The 19,309-nt window shown below is 40.5% G+C and carries 21 protein-coding genes; 5 read left to right on the top strand and 16 right to left on the bottom strand.

All coding sequences use genetic code 11. From position 1 onward, the window contains the following. Positions 1 to 16: 16 nt before the first annotated feature. On the bottom strand, positions 17 to 511 hold the full coding sequence (locus GW828_RS08435) for a putative 4-hydroxy-4-methyl-2-oxoglutarate aldolase (RefSeq protein WP_124018159.1): 495 nt from the start codon (positions 509 to 511) through the stop codon (positions 17 to 19). 194 nt (positions 512 to 705) lie between these two features. On the opposite strand from GW828_RS08435, the gene GW828_RS08430 reads away from it, so the two are divergent. Beyond that, a complete protein-coding gene (locus GW828_RS08430) occupies positions 706 to 1,020 on the top strand; it encodes a hypothetical protein (RefSeq protein WP_182698547.1) in 315 nt (104 codons plus the stop codon). Positions 1,021 to 1,104: 84 nt separating this feature from the next. Here GW828_RS08430 and GW828_RS08425 read toward each other — a convergent pair whose 3' ends face one another. Then, on the bottom strand, positions 1,105 to 2,754 hold the full coding sequence (locus GW828_RS08425; RefSeq protein WP_273059219.1) for a methyl-accepting chemotaxis protein: 1,650 nt from the start codon (positions 2,752 to 2,754) through the stop codon (positions 1,105 to 1,107). 581 nt (positions 2,755 to 3,335) lie between these two features. Here GW828_RS08425 and GW828_RS08420 point away from each other — a divergent pair. Then, entirely contained in the window at positions 3,336 to 4,085 is a 750-nt protein-coding gene (locus GW828_RS08420; protein WP_182698545.1) for an SDR family oxidoreductase, read from the top strand. 460 nt (positions 4,086 to 4,545) lie between these two features. Here the strand turns inward: GW828_RS08420 and GW828_RS08415 are convergent, their stop codons facing one another. The 3 genes from GW828_RS08415 to GW828_RS08405 form a co-directional block, all read right to left on the bottom strand. Next, on the bottom strand, positions 4,546 to 4,992 hold the full coding sequence (locus tag GW828_RS08415; protein WP_124018155.1) for a YcgN family cysteine cluster protein: 447 nt from the start codon (positions 4,990 to 4,992) through the stop codon (positions 4,546 to 4,548). 61 nt (positions 4,993 to 5,053) lie between these two features. Next, positions 5,054 to 6,022, bottom strand: a complete 969-nt coding sequence (locus tag GW828_RS08410; RefSeq protein ID WP_273059217.1) for a lytic murein transglycosylase — start codon at positions 6,020 to 6,022, stop codon at positions 5,054 to 5,056. A 31-nt stretch (positions 6,023 to 6,053) separates the two neighbouring features. Continuing rightward, entirely contained in the window at positions 6,054 to 6,332 is a 279-nt protein-coding gene (locus GW828_RS08405; RefSeq protein WP_124018153.1) for a YcgL domain-containing protein, read from the bottom strand. Between the two features lie 117 nt (positions 6,333 to 6,449). Between GW828_RS08405 and minC the strand changes: the two genes are divergently transcribed. From minC to minE, 3 genes are read left to right on the top strand one after another with little or no spacing between them, the layout of a single operon-like run. After that, positions 6,450 to 7,115 carry a septum site-determining protein MinC gene (gene minC, locus GW828_RS08400; RefSeq protein WP_182723661.1) on the top strand — a complete coding sequence of 222 codons (666 nt, stop codon included), beginning with the start codon at positions 6,450 to 6,452 and terminating at the stop codon, positions 7,113 to 7,115. A gap of 27 nt (positions 7,116 to 7,142) precedes the next feature. Continuing rightward, positions 7,143 to 7,952, top strand: a complete 810-nt coding sequence (gene minD, locus GW828_RS08395) for a septum site-determining protein MinD (protein ID WP_124018151.1) — start codon at positions 7,143 to 7,145, stop codon at positions 7,950 to 7,952. Between the two features lie 2 nt (positions 7,953 to 7,954). Further along, entirely contained in the window at positions 7,955 to 8,215 is a 261-nt protein-coding gene (gene minE / locus GW828_RS08390; RefSeq protein ID WP_124018150.1) for a cell division topological specificity factor MinE, read from the top strand. 91 nt (positions 8,216 to 8,306) lie between these two features. On the opposite strand, the gene rnd is transcribed toward minE, so the two are convergent. The 11 genes from rnd to GW828_RS08335 form a co-directional block, all read right to left on the bottom strand. Continuing rightward, positions 8,307 to 9,419 (bottom strand): ribonuclease D, encoded by a 1,113-nt coding sequence (rnd, locus tag GW828_RS08385; protein WP_273059214.1) that lies wholly within the window; start codon positions 9,417 to 9,419, stop codon positions 8,307 to 8,309. A gap of 90 nt (positions 9,420 to 9,509) precedes the next feature. Beyond that, positions 9,510 to 11,183 carry a long-chain-fatty-acid--CoA ligase FadD gene (fadD, locus tag GW828_RS08380; RefSeq protein ID WP_273059212.1) on the bottom strand — a complete coding sequence of 558 codons (1,674 nt, stop codon included), beginning with the start codon at positions 11,181 to 11,183 and terminating at the stop codon, positions 9,510 to 9,512. Between the two features lie 198 nt (positions 11,184 to 11,381). Next, a complete protein-coding gene (locus tag GW828_RS08375) occupies positions 11,382 to 12,275 on the bottom strand; it encodes an alpha/beta fold hydrolase (RefSeq protein WP_182756129.1) in 894 nt (297 codons plus the stop codon). Between the two features lie 21 nt (positions 12,276 to 12,296). Beyond that, entirely contained in the window at positions 12,297 to 13,160 is an 864-nt protein-coding gene (locus GW828_RS08370; protein ID WP_124018146.1) for a class I SAM-dependent methyltransferase, read from the bottom strand. After that, positions 13,157 to 13,834 carry a M50 family metallopeptidase gene (locus GW828_RS08365; RefSeq protein WP_124018145.1) on the bottom strand — a complete coding sequence of 226 codons (678 nt, stop codon included), beginning with the start codon at positions 13,832 to 13,834 and terminating at the stop codon, positions 13,157 to 13,159. The genes GW828_RS08370 and GW828_RS08365 overlap by 4 nt, the downstream gene beginning before the upstream one ends. Then, entirely contained in the window at positions 13,827 to 14,156 is a 330-nt protein-coding gene (locus GW828_RS08360) for a hypothetical protein (protein WP_124018144.1), read from the bottom strand. Before GW828_RS08360 ends, GW828_RS08365 begins: the two co-directional genes overlap by 8 nt. A gap of 59 nt (positions 14,157 to 14,215) precedes the next feature. Then, on the bottom strand, positions 14,216 to 14,917 hold the full coding sequence (tsaB, locus tag GW828_RS08355; RefSeq protein WP_273059209.1) for a tRNA (adenosine(37)-N6)-threonylcarbamoyltransferase complex dimerization subunit type 1 TsaB: 702 nt from the start codon (positions 14,915 to 14,917) through the stop codon (positions 14,216 to 14,218). 74 nt (positions 14,918 to 14,991) lie between these two features. After that, positions 14,992 to 16,917: a DNA repair helicase YoaA gene (locus GW828_RS08350; RefSeq protein ID WP_420542413.1), complete on the bottom strand. Its 1,926-nt coding sequence runs from the start codon at positions 16,915 to 16,917 to the stop codon at positions 14,992 to 14,994. 397 nt (positions 16,918 to 17,314) lie between these two features. Beyond that, the gene (locus tag GW828_RS08345; protein ID WP_124018141.1) at positions 17,315 to 17,545 is read right to left on the bottom strand and encodes a thioredoxin family protein; all 231 of its coding nucleotides are present in this window, start codon (positions 17,543 to 17,545) and stop codon (positions 17,315 to 17,317) included. 25 nt (positions 17,546 to 17,570) lie between these two features. After that, on the bottom strand, positions 17,571 to 18,581 hold the full coding sequence (locus GW828_RS08340) for a permease (RefSeq protein WP_124018140.1): 1,011 nt from the start codon (positions 18,579 to 18,581) through the stop codon (positions 17,571 to 17,573). 213 nt (positions 18,582 to 18,794) lie between these two features. After that, positions 18,795 to 19,163, bottom strand: coding sequence for a Fis family transcriptional regulator (locus GW828_RS08335; protein WP_273059204.1), 369 nt, complete (start codon positions 19,161 to 19,163; stop codon positions 18,795 to 18,797). Positions 19,164 to 19,309: the final 146 nt, after the last annotated feature.

The following is a 19,309-nucleotide window of genomic DNA, read 5'->3' as shown; positions in this document are numbered from 1 at the left end:
CTTGTCTGTTGATTGTTTACGCTAAAATAGTAAGATCTAATGCCTGCTTACTGACGGCAACACCATTTAAATCAGCATAGATCATCATTCCAGGAAAGATGCTGACACCCGCAATCTCAATAGCTACATTGACATCACCAACATCTTTTTTATCCGTTTTAATCGGATTTGTACCTAATGCTTGCACACCGATCTGCATAGTATTAATCGTACCTGCATCACGAATACAGCCATTAATAATGATACCTTCCCAACCATTGTCATATGCATTGAGAGCTATCATGTCACCTAATAGCGCACGTCTAGTCGAACCGCCGCCGTCCACAACCAATACTTTTCCTTGACCATTTTTGGCTAATTCAGATTTAACTTTGGAATTATCTTCGAAGCATTTTACCGTCACTACTTCACCGTAAAATATCGGCTTAGCACCAAAGGACTGCCATGGATTAGGCAATAAAACTAATTGCTCAGGGTAATGATCGAATAGATCAGGTAATAAATCTAGCATAAGTCCTCCTTGAAAATCAGAATCTTAGATTACTAATTATTAGGCAATTCAACAAGTTTTGTTAACGATATATTATTCACTTTAAAAAGTACTGCTAGTCCAGACTATCAAGCGCTGTACAAACCAAGTTAAAGAGTGACTTATACAATAAAAATGCATATAATTTCCGAAAAATAACGTAAACAATCATACTTATGAGTGACGATTTAAATTTACAGAAAATGATGGATGCGTTTGACGAGCTAGACTTCGAACAACGCACAACAACAAACCTTGAAAATGCACGTAATAAACAACAAATGACAGCGTATATTGATTCGTTGGATTTTAGTTTGCGTCGTTTATTAATATTGCAAGACACGGTCAATTCAATTGTTGAACAAAAAAAATTAGACCTGCTTAAACAAGAACATATCCAAACCTATAAAACAAAAATCATCAATCTATCTCGAAAATATAATATCTCATATCAAGATGTCATCGATATTATGGTGCAATTGCAACGTTAATAGTGATGCTCTGCCTCTTTCGCTTTGGTTGTAAAATATAAACGTTCAATCGGACTAAAAAACATTAGCCCGATTGACAATGTATTATTTTACTCTAAATTGCTCCACAAGCTGATGCAACTTGATCGCACCTTTTTCAATATCCATACTGCCTTTATTGATCAATTCATTTTGAGTTCTGTTATCTAATGACATGTCATTGATACGGGTAATATTCATATTAAGCTCTGTAATAACGGTACTTTGCTCCTCTGTTGCCGCCGCAATTTGAATATTCATTTGCGAAATCTGATCAATGGACGATTTAATGTTATTGAGTGCTCCAACGACTTGCTGAGTTTCATTAACGGTTTCTGATGATTTAGTTTTAGCTCTTTCAACAGAGGAATTAACGCTATCGATGGCAGTTCTAATGGCATCGATAATAAGATTAATCTCACTTGTTGATGCTTGGGTACGACTCGCCAGCGTTCTAACCTCATCAGCCACGACGGCAAAGCCACGGCCAGCCTCACCGGCTCTGGCAGCTTCAATCGCCGCATTCAATGCAAGTAAATTAGTTTGATCGGCAATCCCAACAATAACATCAAGAATTTGCCCGATTTTACTCGAACTCACTTGTAAGCTTTTAGCAACCTCTTCTGTCGCGGCTAATTCTGTCGATAACTCTGATATTTTTTGCATAGCATTATCGACAACGGCAGCGGATTTATCTGCTTCAGTGTCTGCATTATGTGTACTTTCTGCTGCCAACTGTGCGTTAGAGGCCACTTCAGATGCCGTTACCGACATTTGGTTAATGGCAGTGGCAACATTAGTTGTTTCGGCTTGTACGTTGGATGAAATTTGATTAGCCTGCTGTGTAATCGTTGACATATTCTTCGCCAAGCGGCTTGATTCATCGACTGAGTCGCTGACAGAGATAATCACTTTTTGGACTTTTTCAATAAAAGTATTGAAATGATGAGCAATTTGTTTGAGCTCATCATTACCCTCTTCGGACAACCGTAGGGTTAGATCCCCCTCACCCTTAGCAATATTCTTAAACGCTGCAATGGTCTCAACCATTGGTCCTGAAATACTGCGAATGATAAAAAATAATAATAAGATGACCGGCAGCCACACCAGTGTCAGTAATAATAGGTATTGGGTTATAAATTGGTTTCTATCAGCTTGAATGTCATCAACATAAATACCTGTACCGATAATCCAGCCCCAGGGGTTAAATCGCTTAACTACAGACATTTTCGGACTTGGGTTTTCCTGCTGGGGTTTATTCCACATGTAATCAACCCGAGCAACATCTTTTTGTTCCGTACCTTGGATCATTTTTTGAAACAGTTTTACCCCATTTGGATCTTGCATTGCTAATACCTTGGTATTAACTAACTGTTTTGCAAAAGCATGCTGGATCATGGTGCCTTGAATATCAATAGTGAAATAATACTCGTTACCTGAATAACGAAGTTTATCTATTGCAGCTAATGCTAAAGTTTTAGCCTCATCTTCAGCCATACTTCCAGACTGAACATCTTGATAATATTTATCAGTTATTGCGATTGCAACATCGACTAACGCATTTAACTTGGCTTCTTTTTCATTAATTAACACATTTTCAACTCGCGTTAATGAAAACCAGAAAACAATCACAGTAGCGATAATGGCTAGTGCCAACATGCCTAGTAAACGGTTAGAAATAGTGGTTTTACGAAAAAACATATTTGTTGGGTTCATACGGGCACCATGACATTATAATTAAAATGGTTTTGAAATGATTATTAACTCAGACTCAGCAATAATATGTATAGTATAAAATCAATTGAATCAAGATACTGTTTTGTAACTGTTGTGCCTTACTGGACAGTTGTCAATATTTTCACTTAAAAATCGCAAAAAAATAAATACTTAGTGGTAAACAATGATAAATAAACACTGGCGAAACTCTCACTTTACGAACGCAGATACTGAGAGTGCATTTGGGTAGTATTTTAGCCATCGAATGACGACTGGCTTAGCACAATTTATTGATCAAACCAAACACATGACTCGCTATTGGTATTCGTCTCTTGCGGGAAAATAACTCCTGCTATATGTACAAATATCATCAATAAATGACCAACCAATATTTAGTCTTAATAAATCATTAGTCAGTTCCTGCCTGACTCAGTTACAGCGAAAGCAACAGTGCTTAAGCTTACTTAGCATTAATGAACATGGCTTTTTGATGGTTCCGTCGCTTAATGTAGGCTTGATGCCAGCGTAAGTGATCATTGTTTATCTCTATTATAAACAACGTATTAATAAAAGAGCACATTATGAAACGAACAAACATTCTCATAACAGGGGCAAGTTCAGGTTTAGGGCGCGGCATGGCAATTGAGTTTGCTAAACAGCATCATAACCTTGCACTATGCGCCAGACGTATGGACCGCCTTGAAACATTAAAACAAGAATTACTCGTCATTAATCCTAATATCAAGGTGATAATTAAGTCACTTGATGTAAATGATCACCCACAAGTTTTTGAGGTATTTAATCAATTTAAGCAAGAGTTTGGACAGCTGGACCGAGTCATTGTAAACGCAGGCATGGGTAAAGGCGCATCTATAGGCACTGGCTTTTTTGCTGCTAATTTGCAGACTGCGCAAACTAACTTTATTGCCGCTATCGCCCAATGTGAAGCGGCGATGACAATTTTTCGAGAACAAAACAGTGGGCATCTAGTGACTATTTCGTCCATAAGCGCTGTTCGTGGATTTAGACGTGCAATGACTGTTTATGCTGCCACAAAAGCCGCCGTGACTTCATTGTCTGAGGGTATCCGCATCGATGTACTGAACACACCGATTAAGGTTACTTGTGTACATCCAGGATTTATTCGCAGTGAAATTAACCAAAAGGTAAAAACGGTACCGTTTATTGTTGATACTGAAACGGGCTGTAAAGCCATGGTGAAGGCTATTCAGAAAGAAAAAGCCAATGCATTTGTCCCTAGTTATCCTTGGGCCATTTTACACTGGGTATTACGTATTGCTCCGCTGAGCATGCTGCGCAACATGAGTTAAGTTAATCATAGTCACATAGCAACACAAGCACCTAGCGACGAGGGTAACTTAATCACTCATGATTAACTCATCATGGCCGAGTTTTATTTACCCAAAAAGAAATAAGCTCAGTTGGGGATAAAAGTGATTATCAAATCATTTTTTGTCTGGCTAACCTTATTGAATTAACCTGTAATGAACTCACATGACTCTGCTTGTAATACGAGAATCCGCTTTTATTTGCCGAAAAGGGCAAATCTGATACCAATAAGGACAAGTATGGTTACATGGCCTTATTGGTCCAATGTATCAAGCCAAGCAGGGTTAACCATCTTACACGCTTAAACTGTATAAGGTTGTGGCCAAACATAACCATAAATTGATTCATTATAGATTGGATATGAACCACATTACTTTTCCATTAACCGATAATGCAATATCTTAATACATTGATTATTAATCACTTATACAGCAACGCTGACTATTCAACATCTAACATAGGCCACAAAACAATACAGTCTTCTAAGTATTTCACTTTCGTTTCGTTAACTGTTTTCCCTTGTACCGAAATCCCCGCCGCATGCATGGCATCTTTATTTCCTGTCAGTAACGGATGCCAACTCGGTAATCCTTTGCCAGCATATACGCGCCGATAAGCACAACTATCAGGCAACCAAGTCAACTCAGCGATATTAACGGGTGTAATTGCTGTACATTCAGGTACATAGGTGAAGCGTTCAGGATAACGACGACAACCACAACTGCTGTCATCCAGTAGATGGCATGCAGCATTAGTATAATAAAGCTCGTCAGTTTCATCGTCGATGATTTTATTTAAACAACACTTACCGCAGCCGTCACACAGCGATTCCCATTGTTCGGTGGTCATGTCTTCTAAGGGGGTAGTAGTCCAAAACTGAGTCATCATTGGTTATCTAATGTAGCTTTTATCGAAATTTGCCTGCATTTTACACCCAATGGGCCGCAATTTACTGCTTAATTTTTTCAGACAAATAAGTTATCGCCAAAGTATCATGCAAAGTCGGGTTAAATTGATGTAATAAAAGGAAGTTATCGTAGACTAAATAAAAACGCCCTTTCGATCCATCAGGTGCAATTAAGAATACATTCATGTCACTGCGTTGCGGTAAGTCTGCGCCATTAAAACGCCTAATACCATAAGCCTGCCACTGAACAAATGTTTGATTGACTCTTAAACCAAGCAAACCAGGATCGAGTGCCATAGTGGGTTTCACCTGCCTTCCCCATGTAGAACCGGACTGCCAACCTTGTTGATGCAACATATTCGCCAGCGATGAAAAAGCATCATCCATACTGTTCCAAACATCAATCCTGCCGTCTTTATCAGCATCAACAGCATACTTTAGCAACTGGCTCGGCATCATTTGCATCTGCCCCATCGCCCCAGATGAAGAACTCAGCAATGCATCTTCACTGATATTTTTTTGCTCAATTAACTTAAGTGCAGCAATAAATTCAGCAATATAAAATGCTTCTTCATCGCCTTTGTAGGCAAGTGAGGCTAAAACTGATAATCCAGGGAAACGCCCTGGCTGCTCACCAAAACGAGAATTCATACCCCATAATGCCATCAAAAAACGCGACTGCACTTGATACGTTTTACTCAACTGTTCGAGTTTAGATTCATGCTGCAATAACATTGCTCTTGCAGTACTGACGGTGATTTCGGGTACAGCTTGTGGGATGAAGTCTTCTAATGTCTTAGGTTTATCGACTGAGGGGTTGAGATTGGCTTTCTTAAATATCTTAATCGTCGCAATATTGCGTTCTGCTATAGCTTGGTTAACGCCCGCAGCGAGTGCTTTTTGTTGTAGCAATAATAGGTAGTCATCAAAATTGTGATGGCTGTCTTCAGCCATCACAACATGAGAGCAAAAGAAGTAAAAAAAAACGCTTAGAATGATTCTGGGGATCATATTCGTGTTGATTACTCCTTTAAGATTATGCTTATTTCTTAAGCGCTAATTCTTGTTTATGCTGTTCGAGTAAATTAACCGGCGGTGGTGGTATTTGTAAGTAATAACCCTGTTCAACTAATGCAGACTTCACTTTATTAATATCTGCGATGCCCAAGTGATCTCGTTTAGATAGTGGGACAATCATGATTAATGACGGAGTACCAAACATCGCCATTAAAGGCTCAGGAACGTCATCAAATACATCACGTTTTTTGACAAAAAGGTAAGTATCCGCTCTTCGACCGCTTTTATATACTGCACATATCATTTTAGTGTAAATTTCCAAAGGTTCAAACTTGATAGTCAACTAAGCACACTATAACATGGTGACACAAAAAATAATTGTAAATCAGTTTATCGCTGAAGTATGGAGAATCACGCCGGGATGGCTAAACAAAATCTCGAATTAAAGGCTACGTCTTTTACATTATCAGTGCTGCATATTAATCATCACGATCTCGATATTATTGCTGCTGAATTAGACAACAAGCTGGCACAAGCGCCGCAGTTTTTTTTGGGCGCACCATTGGTATTAAATTTATCAGCCATTCAGCATATCCAAATTGATTTTAATGCCCTAAAACAATTATTGATTGACCGTAACCTTATTATTGTCGGCATTACCGACGCCACCCCAGAGCAAGTTGAACAAGCAAAACACATGGGGATTGCAGTGGTAAAGTCTGGCAAACAAGCGCGTAAAGCAGAACTTCCTGAACGAGCAACTAAAATTGTTAAGCAAAATGTGCGTTCTGGACAACAAATATACGCACAAAACGCTGATTTAATCATTTTTGGTGCAGTTGGTAATGGCGCTGAAGTCATTGCTGATGGTAGCATTCATATATATGGTGCTCTTCGTGGTAAAGCCATGGCGGGTGCCGCGGGAGATAATCAAAGTGTGATTATCGCTAACTCGTTAGAAGCAGAATTAGTATCGATTGCTGGACAGTATTGGTTGACTGAACACTTGCAACAATACGACTTAAGCCAAAGAGGTTGTATTCGCCTTGAGGGCGCATCCCTTACTGTTGAAACATTGCCCCAATAATCGGCAAACACAAGGATATAAATATAAATGGCGCAAATTATTGTTGTCACATCAGGTAAAGGTGGTGTGGGAAAAACAACATCCAGTGCAGCAATTGCCACCGGATTGGCTTTAAAAGGACACAAAACAGTCGTTATCGACTTTGACATTGGTTTACGCAATCTTGATCTGATTATGGGTTGTGAGCGCAGGGTCGTATACGATTTTGTTAATGTCATCAATGGTGAAGCCAATTTGAATCAAGCGTTAATTAAAGATAAACGCTGCGACAAATTATTTATCTTACCCGCGTCTCAAACACGAGATAAAGACGCGCTGACCAAAGAAGGCGTCGGCCGAGTCCTTGAAAATTTAGCCAAAGATTTCGACTTTATTGTGTGTGATTCACCAGCGGGTATTGAACAAGGTGCAATGATGGCACTTTACTTTGCCGATATTGCCATTGTCACCACCAATCCAGAAGTGAGCTCAGTACGTGATTCAGACCGTATTTTGGGCATGCTGCAGAGTCGCTCGCGTCGAGCTGAATTGACTTTGGAACCTATCAAAGAATATTTACTATTAACTCGCTACTCGCCGGCCAGAGTTAAAACAGGTGAAATGCTCAGTGTTGAAGATGTGCAGGATATTCTTGCTATTGAATTGCTGGGAGTTATCCCTGAATCTCAGTCGGTATTGAAGGCGTCAAACTCAGGTGTACCTGTGATTATTGACCAAGAAAGCGATGCAGGCTTGGCTTACGGCGATACCGTTGCGCGTTTATTAGGCGACGATATACCAATTCGATTTATTACAGAAGAAAAAAAGGGATTCCTTAAAAGGATATTTGGGAGCTAATTATGTCGATACTTGATTATTTTAGAAGCAGTAAAAAGCCCAATACCGCGTCATTGGCAAAAGAGCGATTACAAATTATTGTGGCTCATCAGCGTGGAGAACGTGGTGCACCGGATTACTTCCCAAAGATGAAACAAGAAATCATCGAAGTGATCCGTAAATATGTGCAAATATCAGATGACCAAGTCTCTGTGCAGTTAGACCAAAATGATGACAACTTATCTGTACTAGAACTTAACGTCACCTTACCGGACACTAAGTAACGCTCATCTTTTTAGATTGACGGACTTAATATAACAAAAAGGATACGGGCATTGCTGCCGGTATCCTTTTTCGTTTAATGAAGCTATTGAATTAATTAAACTTAACTTGGGCAAGTAAATTACCGACCAATTGGCCGCGCCACCCCACAAAGAGTAGTGGTTTTGGTGTTTGCTTATTGTGATACAACCAGAGCAAAAACTCGTGAATATGGCGCTTCGAACCAACAAATTCTAATGCAACGTTTTCACGCTCACATAGCTCAGTTAATATCGTTTTAACTTCTTTGAAAGCCGATTTATAACCAGACTTTAGTGCCACAACATCTACCTCTTCAGGTAAATCTGTTAAATCTGCAGTCGCCATTACCGCTAATAAATCTTTACCGTGTATGCGTTTTTCTTGATCAGTTAAATCATTTAAACTGTTGAGCTCAGACAATGTTGTGGGCTGCTTTTTGGCCAATGCAATTAATGCATGGTCCTTGACCACAAAGCCAAGCGCAAGATTACGGCTCACCGCTTTGGTCAATCGCCACTTAGCCAATACCTTTAAGTAGGCTAACTGCTGACTTGATAACTGAAAGGCATTTTTAACTTTAAGGTAAACGCTGTCACCTTCTGGCAGTGACAAACGTCCCTCGGTCATACGCTGACCTTCTTCAAACAGCCATTCGAGACGATTTTCGGCTACAAGCTTCTGTTGTAATTGAGGATATAATTTATACAAATAAAATACATCATTAGCAGCATACTGCAATTGTGAATCAGACAATGGACGATTCATCCAATCGGTTCGTGATTCACCCTTATCAATTTCAACTTGCAAGCATGCATCTACAAGTTTGGCATAACCTAAGCCATGACCTAGGCCCGCAAAACTAGCCGCAATTTGGCTGTCAAATAATGGGCTCGGTTGGCATTCGCCATAATGAGCAAATACCTCAAGATCTTCGCTACATGAATGCACTAACTTAACAATATTGGGGTCAGTTAATAGCTGCCAAAATGGGCTTAAGTCTTTAATCGCAACCGGATCAATTAATGCTAGGGTTTTACCATCATAAGCTTGGATGAGGCCTAATTTAGCATAATAGGTTCGAGTGCGGACAAACTCAGTATCAAGCACCAATAAGGCGCTGTGTTGGTATTGTTCAACTAATGACAACAAACTGGCATCATCGCTGATATATTCAAACGTTAACAAAATAGGCTCCGCTAAAAAGGGATGTGAGTAATGGTCATAAACTGAGAATTGCCAAGTATAAAAAAGCCGGCTCAGTTGCCGGCTATCATTTTATGCTTTGTTAACTTCATCTCGAAGTTGTCGGCGTAAAATTTTACCCACATTGGTTTTCGGTAATTCGTCCCTAAATTCTACCAGTTTAGGAATTTTATATCCCGTTAAATGATGACGACAATGCTTAATCAACTCTTCTTCTGTAAGTGACTTGTCTTTTGCGACCACAAAAATCTTCACTAATTCACCGCTGGCATCATTAGGAACGCCAACCGCAGCGACTTCAATAACCTTGGGATGTAACGCGACAACCTCTTCCACTTCATTTGGGAACACGTTAAAACCAGACACTAAAATCATGTCTTTTTTGCGATCGACAATGAAAAAGAAACCTTTTTCATCCATATAGCCAATATCGCCAGTCGCTAACCAACCATCTTTATCAATCACAGTGGCAGTTTCTTCCGGACGTTGCCAATATCCCTGCATGACTTGCGGACCTTTAGCAAATAACTCGCCGGTTTCACCCTGAGCTAATACTTTTGAATCTTCATCTCTAATTTGAATAGTGGTCGATGGTGCAGGAAAACCAATAGAACCATTATACCCACTGAGGTTATATGGGCAGCATGTAACTAATGGTGAAGCTTCAGTTAGACCATAACCTTCGAGTAAGCGTGTCTTAGTAAGGTTTTGCCATTTATCCGCGACCGCACGCTGCACCGCCATACCACCGCCAATAGACAATTTTAAACCAGAAAAATCAAGTTGAGTAAATTCTTCATTATTGACCAAAGCATTGAATAAGGTATTAACACCGGTTAAGACAGTAAACGGGTACTTTTTCATCTCAGCAACAAAAGCAGGAATGTCACGAGGATTGGTGATCAATAAATTTTTGCTACCTTTATGTAAAAACAGTAAACAATTCACTGTTAGGGCAAAAATATGGTACAGAGGCAATGCTGTCACGACAAACTCTGCACCATCATCAAGGGCTGGAGAATAAGCACCACTGGCCTGTAAAACGTTACTGACCACGTTTTTATGGCTTAACATGGCACCTTTAGAGACCCCAGTCGTGCCACCGGTATACTGTAAAAAAGCCAAATCCTCGCCACCAATATCGGCCTTAATGTACTGTAGGCGTCGACCTTTAGAGAGCGAATCACGAAACGATAATGCATGTGGTAAATGGTATTTTGGTACCAATCTTTTGATGTATTTAACCACAAAATTAACTAGCGTGCGTTTCGGAGCACTGAGTTGATCGCCAAGATTGGTAATAATCACCGACTCAATCGGTGTTTGATCAACAATCTCTTCTAAGGTGTTAGCAAAGTTTGACACCACGACGATAGCTTTAGAGCCAGAATCAACCAATTGATGCTTTAATTCCCGTGGGGTATAAAGTGGATTGACATTAACCACCACCATACCAGCGCGCAAAATACCAAACAGAGCAATAGGATATTGCAGTAAATTTGGCATCATAAGGGCGACACGGTCGCCTTTTTTTAAATGTAATTCATTTTGTAAGTAGGCTGCAAATGCTCGACTTCGTTCTTCGAGTTTTCGGTACGTAATGGTCGCGCCCATATTAATAAACGCAGGCTGATCAGCATATTTTGCTACTGAATCTTCAAACATATCGACTAAAGAACTGAATTGAGATGAGTCGATTTCGGCCGGAACATGTTCAGGTAAGTTATTAATCCAAGGCTGGTCCACAGGTGTCTCCTAATAATACCCACTGTGCTAAGACGTGCATTCCCCGTCAGTGGTAAAATATTTTATTGCCCACGTATCATTAATATTGTTATCGCAGGCTTTATTATGATGCTCGTAGTGACCTAAATCATACAAGTGTTTTAATTTTCGACTATAGTCACATAAATAAAACAAAAATAACAGCGATTTCAGCCAGTGCTACTGCCTATTTAGAATAAATGCTCCAATCGATTCAGCGACGCGATAAGCATTACCCATATGGAGGTGATGATCTCCACTTAACTGAATGATTTCAATATTAGAAAACCATTTATTAGCCTGTTCTGTTGAGGCGGTTAGGTGTTTGTATCCATCGTGACCAACCATGAGTAAAGTAGACGTATTACTAGTGCTCATCAGTGCATCAACCTGCTCAAAACTAAATCGATTAAGTGAGTCTAATTTTAATCTAGGGTCACTTCGCCAATGATACTGCCCATCTGTTATTGCCATATTTCGCTTAGTAATAAGCTCACACCATGGAATGGCTAATCCGGTCAGTTTATGGCGGGCTTGTACCGCCAAATCCATAGAAGAATAAGTCGAAGAGTCTCTGGTTACTTGGCGATTAAAACGTTGTTGTTGCAGCAAACCTTTACGCAGGCGATCTTTGGCTTTAGAAGCAGACTCAGATAAAGGGGCAAGCGCTTCAATTAATATGAGTTTATGAATATTTTCAGCAAGACAGGCATTATAAGCCGACGCAATTATGCCGCCAAGAGAATGCCCCAATAAAATAATAGGACCTGTATCTTGTGAAAGTGTATGGATGACGGCTTGCAGGTCATAAATATAATCAACCCAATGTAATGGATAACGACCCGGGCGATGATCTGATAATCCATGACCAGGCCAATCAATACATACGAGTTGAAATTTATCGAATAATTTTTGCTGTGCAAAGGCATGCGCTAACGGAACAAAACTGTCAGCGTTATCAAGCCAGCCATGTAAAGCTAATATTACTGGCTTGTCAGCATGACCATAACGTTTTGCAGCAAGCGTAATATGAGCCAACGGCAATTGAATTTCTTCTACGTTAACATTCAACATTGTTGACTCACTTTGCAAAAATTATTGAGCTGCTGTTTTGGTAAACTTAAGTGTCATGCGATCACTTTCACCAATATCAAGGTACTTTTGCTTATCTTGATCGCCCTTGGCCAAACTTGGGGGTAATGTCCACACACCTTTGTCGTAATCCTTTGTATCTTTAGGATTAGCGTTTATTTCAGAGCTAGCCGCTAATTTAAAACCATATTTATTAGCAAGTTCAACCATCTGGTTTTGTTCCATATAACCACTTTCAGCAGCCATATCTACATTGGCTCGGTGTTCAACAACGCCGAGTGTACCACCAACCTTTAATACATCATGGGCGGCTTTAAACACACCTTCTAACTCGCCTTTCATGGCCCAGTTGTGCAAATTACGGAACGTTAATACATAATCTGCAGAGTTATCTTTACCTAATGACAATTTAGCCGGTGGATCGAGAGTAACAAACTGAACATTGCCCACACTGGCTTTATTTTCACTGACCCATTGCTCAAACTTCATCCCCGCAGATTTATAATACGCTGTTTGGCGATTATCTTCAGTGGGTTTTGTTTCGAAATTGGCGGCAACATATTGGCCATCAGCGGCTAAATAAGGCGCAAGAATTTCAGCATACCACCCCCCACCAGGCCATAACTCAATCACAGTCTGATCGGGTTTTACACCAAAAAATGCTAATGTTTCTGCTGGATGACGATATTGATCGCGCAGTTTATTTTTAGTCGACCGAAACTCACTGGCCACAGCTTTGGCGAGCGCAGCATTGACCTGCGGCGCAGTAACGGATTTCTCGTCAACACTATCCGCAGCGTATATTACCGTTGACATACCTAAACTTGATAAGCCAATTAAGGCCCCTAACATCATGTTACGTTTCATTTTGACACTCCCTTTTTTCGATCAACTTTACGCCAACAGAGCCATAACATAAACCCACTGAATGCAAGCCATGTCATCACCCATAACCATGCGGGTAGCCAAGTCATTTTAGCTAACATCACCGCATCGCCTTGACCACTTAACCCCAATAACACCATTGGACTAGCCATGGCATTAAGGATAATCATTAGGCCTAATATACGCAGTAAGGTGTTTAGCAGACTACTATTTTTTAATTTAAGTGGTAACAAAAAAAGTATTATTAATACGCTAAGAATAATGATCGTTAATACATCACGCGCCCAGAAAAGCAATGACGCAGCCACAGTGAGGGCTAACAAGGTTAAGGTAAATCTAATCGTTTGCTTTTGAGTTGCCATCAGAAATATTGAGTATCCCCATAGCGCCGCACCAAAATAACCAGCGTAAGCAATAAGTATACTGCTACCACCTTGACTAAAACAAAAGCCCGCGCCATTTGGAAATAATTGAATATGACTCACAGAGCCACCAGTCAATAACGTTGCGATACCATGAGATAACTCGTGAAAGTAGCTTTCAAACCATTTAAAAGGGATAGAGATATAAGGAAATCGAGTTAGTAGGAAAGCTAGCAGTAATTCAATCATAAAACGGCTGCGACTGGGTGTTGCAGACAACGGAACATTAGGCATATAAATCAATACCAACCATTTGTTGAATTTCATCTCTTTTAGCAGAATGCTGTGTTGATAAATATTGCGCGATAGCCCCCCGTTGACTGTAAGTATCACGGTCATATTCAACCCGAGCTTGCTGTTTAGCCGACAAAGTTGAATCATCAACTATGGCCATATTGCGCGCCTCAATGCCTTGAATTTGTTGCTCGGAAGCAGAGACATTAACAACAATAGGCTCAATGGCCGCCGTAATAGGCCGATTACCAGCAACAGCTTGACTCAGGGTTATTGGACCTGATTGATTATTTGCCATTGATAATGCAGCATTTATCGCCATTAACGACACCATTTACCTATACTTGTATCATATACTCTATGTCAAATTACCTTTAATGGCTATTCTCGACCAGGAAGTTTTTTCCATGTAACTGTATCTCGAAGGTACACTGGTGCCAGTTCATCAACAATGGTGTGTAATCCATGTTGGTACCCGTGCTGCGCCAGAATTAACATGGCTTTCGCATCTGGATAAGTCGCTTCTGCACATGGTGTCATGTTTGGCGCAATATTGAGTAACTCTGGATAAGCTTCAAAACCGGTACCGCATACACTAATACTTTGCTGGGTATCGAGTATTAATTCAATTGCCTCTGGTACGCTAACGTGTTCTTCACCCACTAATGTCGCTATGCCGTCTTTGGCAATGTATTGGCCCCAATAGACTTCGTTCATGCGGGCATCAATACAACATAGAACTTGGCAGGCATTGTGTTGTGATATTGCTAACTGAGCCATTGCGGCTAACGTTGAAATACCAATAACGGGTAAATCAAGGCCTAACGCTAAACCTTGCGTCATACTGGTACAAATACGAATACCGGTAAAACTACCAGGGCCACGGCCATAGGCAATCATGTCCACATCGGCCAATGTCACTTGGGCTTGGGCCAATACATCATCAACCATAGGCAATAAACGTTGGCTGTGTTCACGAGGAGCATCGGCAATAAGTGCAAACACCTTACCATTGGTGGTTAACGCAGCAGAGCAAGTTTCGGTGCAAGTATCAAGAGCGAGGATGGTTAACGGCTTTGGCATTATGATGGGTTACCCAGTAAAAAAGCATCAAATTAGACTTAATATGATAACTGATGCGCACCGTTTTAAAAAGCTTAAGGAATTTGTTTTAAAAATTGCAATGCACGGTCTAAGTCACGTGTACGCTGCATTGGTGGCAGAGAATTAATAAAAGCTTGCCCGTAAGCCCGATTAACAATGCGGTTATCGCACAAGATAAGTACTCCGCGATCTTTTTCATCGCGAATAAGCCGCCCGACGCCCTGCTTTAAACTAATGACTGCTTGCGGCAAAGAAATATGACTAAAAGGGTCAAGTCCCTGACGCTCGGCATTGGCGGCACGGGCTTTGTATAAGGCATCATCTGGTGACACAAACGGCAGCTTATCAATAATCACGCAGCTTAATAATTTACCTCGAACATCGACCCCTTCCCAAAAGCTGCTGGTACCGAGCAAAACGGCATTACCTAACTGTCTAAATTTATTTAACAAACTTTGTTTACTCGCTTGGCCTTGTACCAATAAAGGATAAGCCACTTTACCTTGCAATGCCGATGCAACTTGCTCGAGCATTTGATGGCTAGTAAACAAGATAAACGTGCGGCCTTGCGCAGCATTGATTGCTTGAATACATACATCAACCAGTTGTTTAACCGTATGCTGCGACTGCCCCACTTTACCTAAATGACGTGGCACACAAAATACTGCCTGATTAGGATAATCAAACGGGCTATCTAAAATAATTTGTTGTGCCGATGATAATCCTAGCTCAGTCGCAAAGTGAGCCAGACTGCGGTTCACCTGCAAGGTTGCCGAGGTAAAAATCCACCGAGTATCGGCATCAAATAATTGTTGGCATTGTTTAGCGACATTGATAGGACTAAGTCTTAACATGATAAAACGCGGACCTAGCTCAACACTGTAAGCTGCTTGGATATCTTTACATTCAAAATAATCTTGCAGCTTTTGAGACAATTCATACAATTGCTCGAACGCTAAATCGAGTTGATCATCGCGACCAAGATGATGGCGCATAGAATTGGCCAGATCAGTCAACGCTTGCTGTAATGCCCACGACACTGTCGCTAAGTGTTTATTGGCAAGTACTTTTCGCCAATCAGATACTTGACTGTCGTACATGGCATTATGCCAATCACTTAACGCTAACAAACCACGTTGCGACAATTGCTCTAGTTGAATGCTGTCGCGGATCACCTTTTTGTGAATTTTGATGATGCCATTTAATAACAGATCAATTTCGCGGCTGGATATATGACTACCAAAATAGTTAATGCAAATATCTGGCACTAAATGGGCTTCATCAAAAATGACCAGATCAGGATCAGGCAGTAACTCGGCAAATCCGGTGTCTTTGAGTAATCGGTCGGCAAAAAATAAATGATGATTGACCACCACCACTTTGGCCTCCATCGCCCTAATCCGCGCTTTACGGGTAAAGCACACGTCATAATGGTCACATTTTTTACCCGTACAGGTTTCTTTGGTGCTAACAACACTAGGAATAACGTCAGAATGCTCTGCCACCGAGGTTAAATTGCCTATGTCACCATCTTTGCTTAAATGTGCCCATTGGTTAATCTTAAGCAAATCATCAATATAATATTCGCTTAATTGGCTGGCCATTTGCATCTGTTTTTCAAGGCGTAAATGGCATAAGTAATTATTACGCCCCTTAAGTAATGCAACAGGCACATGGATATCGAGCATGGTTAACAATGCTGGTAAATCTTTGAGGAATAACTGTTCTTGTAGATTTTTACTGCCGGTACTTACCACCACTTGTTTGCCACTGAGCAAGGCTGGAATTAAATACGCGAAGGTTTTTCCTACGCCGGTGCCCGCTTCTAAAATGAGATTGTGCTTTTTAGCAATAGCATCGCTTACCGCAACAGCCATATCAGTTTGAGTTTGGCGATTATGATAATTGTGTACATGTTTGGCTAACGCACCACGCTCGCTAAACTCATGGATTACAGATTGGGTCAATGTAGAGCTCAAAGCATCCTCAAATTATCGCGCTAATGCTGATGTGATGTGGTTTGCGCTATTATGCTTATAACGGCCCCATGTTCCAACTGTTTATCACCAAAAGTTGTAAAGGCAGTTGTATAAACAATATCGATGATTTGACTAAATTTAGACCAGAAACAAAAATGCTGGCCACCAGCGTGACTCAGCATTTCTTGACTCGTATAAAATATAATCAAAAGTTTATTTTTTAGTAATTCAGAGAACTGGTTTTGAATGTGGTGTTCAGGGGTGAATTCAAATACCACTTTTTCATTGGTAACCTTGCGTTTAACACTTATGCTCGTGACTTTTTCTGCCGAGTTTGACCGAATAAGTCAAATGACAATATATCAGGCATCACAAAATCATCCGTAAAACATATCTTCTATATCCACATTGCCACTTGCTCCTTGGTGGGTTTACTGCCTTTGTGGACCACTTTTTCATCAATCACCACTGCTGGTGTACTCATCACCTCATAAGCCATAATTTGTGCCATATCGGTGACTTTTTCGATTGTTATCGTGACCCCTTTTTCATCCGCAACCGCTTGAACAAGTTCCGCAGTTTCAAGGCATTTTTTACAACCAGAACCTAAGACTTTAATGATTTTCATTTTTTACTCCTTGCGACTAGCCTAATTAATTAGCAGACAATAGAAACGGTGCAACCCCATTAAATATCCACCCCACTAAGGTGAATGCAACCAACAGTAAACAAAATAGGATGACGAGCAATCGCCATTGCATGACTTGCTTTAGCAAAATAAACTCAGGAAAACTGGCAGCCACCGTGCTCATACAGAATGCCAATGTGGTGCCTATTGGCAAACCATTAACAATCAGGCTTTCCATGACCGGAATAACTCCGGTCGCATTCGAATATAGCGGAATACCGAGTAACACAGCAGCAGGAACAGACCACCATTGTCCGTCACCCAAATGCGCGGCAATCCAACCGTCTGGGACAAAGCCGTGTAATGCGGCGCCCAAGCCCACACCAATAATGACCCATTTCCACACTCGGCCAAATATATCTAGCATCTCAGTTTTGGCAAATTGATGCCTTTGCCTTAACGACATGGCTTGCACATTGGCACTATCATCAACTGTATTGCCAGCCTTCTGCTGACCACGTTTTAACGCTTCTGCTGCAAATGATTGTAACCAACGCTCAGCCTTAATGCTGTCAAGAAACAAGCCGCCCAGCATACCGACACTCATGCCAACGGCGATATATAACAAGGTAAACTTAAGCCCTAAGAGGCTCATTAACAGCAATATCGCCACTTCGTTGATTAAGGGTGAGGTAATCAAAAAGCTCATGGTGATCCCCAATGGGATCCCCGCAGAGGTAAAGCCTAAAAATACCGGAATACTCGAGCAAGAACAAAATGGCGTTACCACACCAAAACCCGATCCCATTAGGTAACCTAGCCCTCTGTGCTTGCCGGCTAAATAATCTCTGACTCGCTCAACATTTAACGATGCTCGCATTAAAGCAATGAGATAAATCATCACCAATAACAAAGCAAAAATTTTAGTCACATCTTCAGCAAAAAAATGCAGGGCATCGCCGAGTTTTGTCTCTGGAGACAATCCCAATACACTGTAAACAAGCCAAGAGGCAAAATCTGAAAAGACCTGAAACATAAGTCGGTAACCCCAAATTTACTTGGTATTAGGATAACGGCTTTTACTCAGGCGATATAAGCGCTAGATCTCGCTTTTGCGGATAGTAGAAATAAACTTAAACAAGCTAGTACGGGAAATGTTGAAATGGGAAATATTAATTCAATCAATGAATGATATACAACATCATCTTATAAGGTGTGCTAACAGATAAAAAGCAGCAGACACAATCAATTAGTGTAAGTTAGCACTATGCTTTCTTTCATTTAATCGCAATGCCCAGTTTCCCTTATGTTGCTGCTCACAGGCGGTTTCTGTATCGAAGCTAACATGTTGATTAATATTTTTAAACTCAATGCCATCTTTAGCTAAAGTACACTTAATTAAGTCTAATAATGCGGCTTTATCACCATTTTGGCTACATTGTCTTAGTTGTGTTTCAGTATCAAATATACACACTATCTGAAGGCTCTTAGGATACAAATCATAGTCCACAATATGGGTAATCCACGCAAAACCAGGATAGGCATTTAATGCATGTTCGCATACGGCCGTTAACCCTAGCCTTATTTGATTGTCTCTTTTTTTGTCATTTTTACGCATAAATACTCGCTTGGGGCCACATAGTCTAGATACTAATGATTAATTCAATATAAAAGTTAGTCAGTTAACAGTCATTCTATCATATCTGTGGCGGAACAATTTATTGCAATATTAACAGCATCATAATAACGTAACCTAAATGAGAG

The sequence above is a fragment of the Shewanella vesiculosa genome, assembly GCF_009994065.1.
GTDB classification, from domain to species: domain Bacteria; phylum Pseudomonadota; class Gammaproteobacteria; order Enterobacterales; family Shewanellaceae; genus Shewanella; species Shewanella vesiculosa.
The sequence above is the reverse complement of the archived record's forward strand: the minus strand, read 5'-3'. Positions and strand labels throughout refer to the sequence as shown.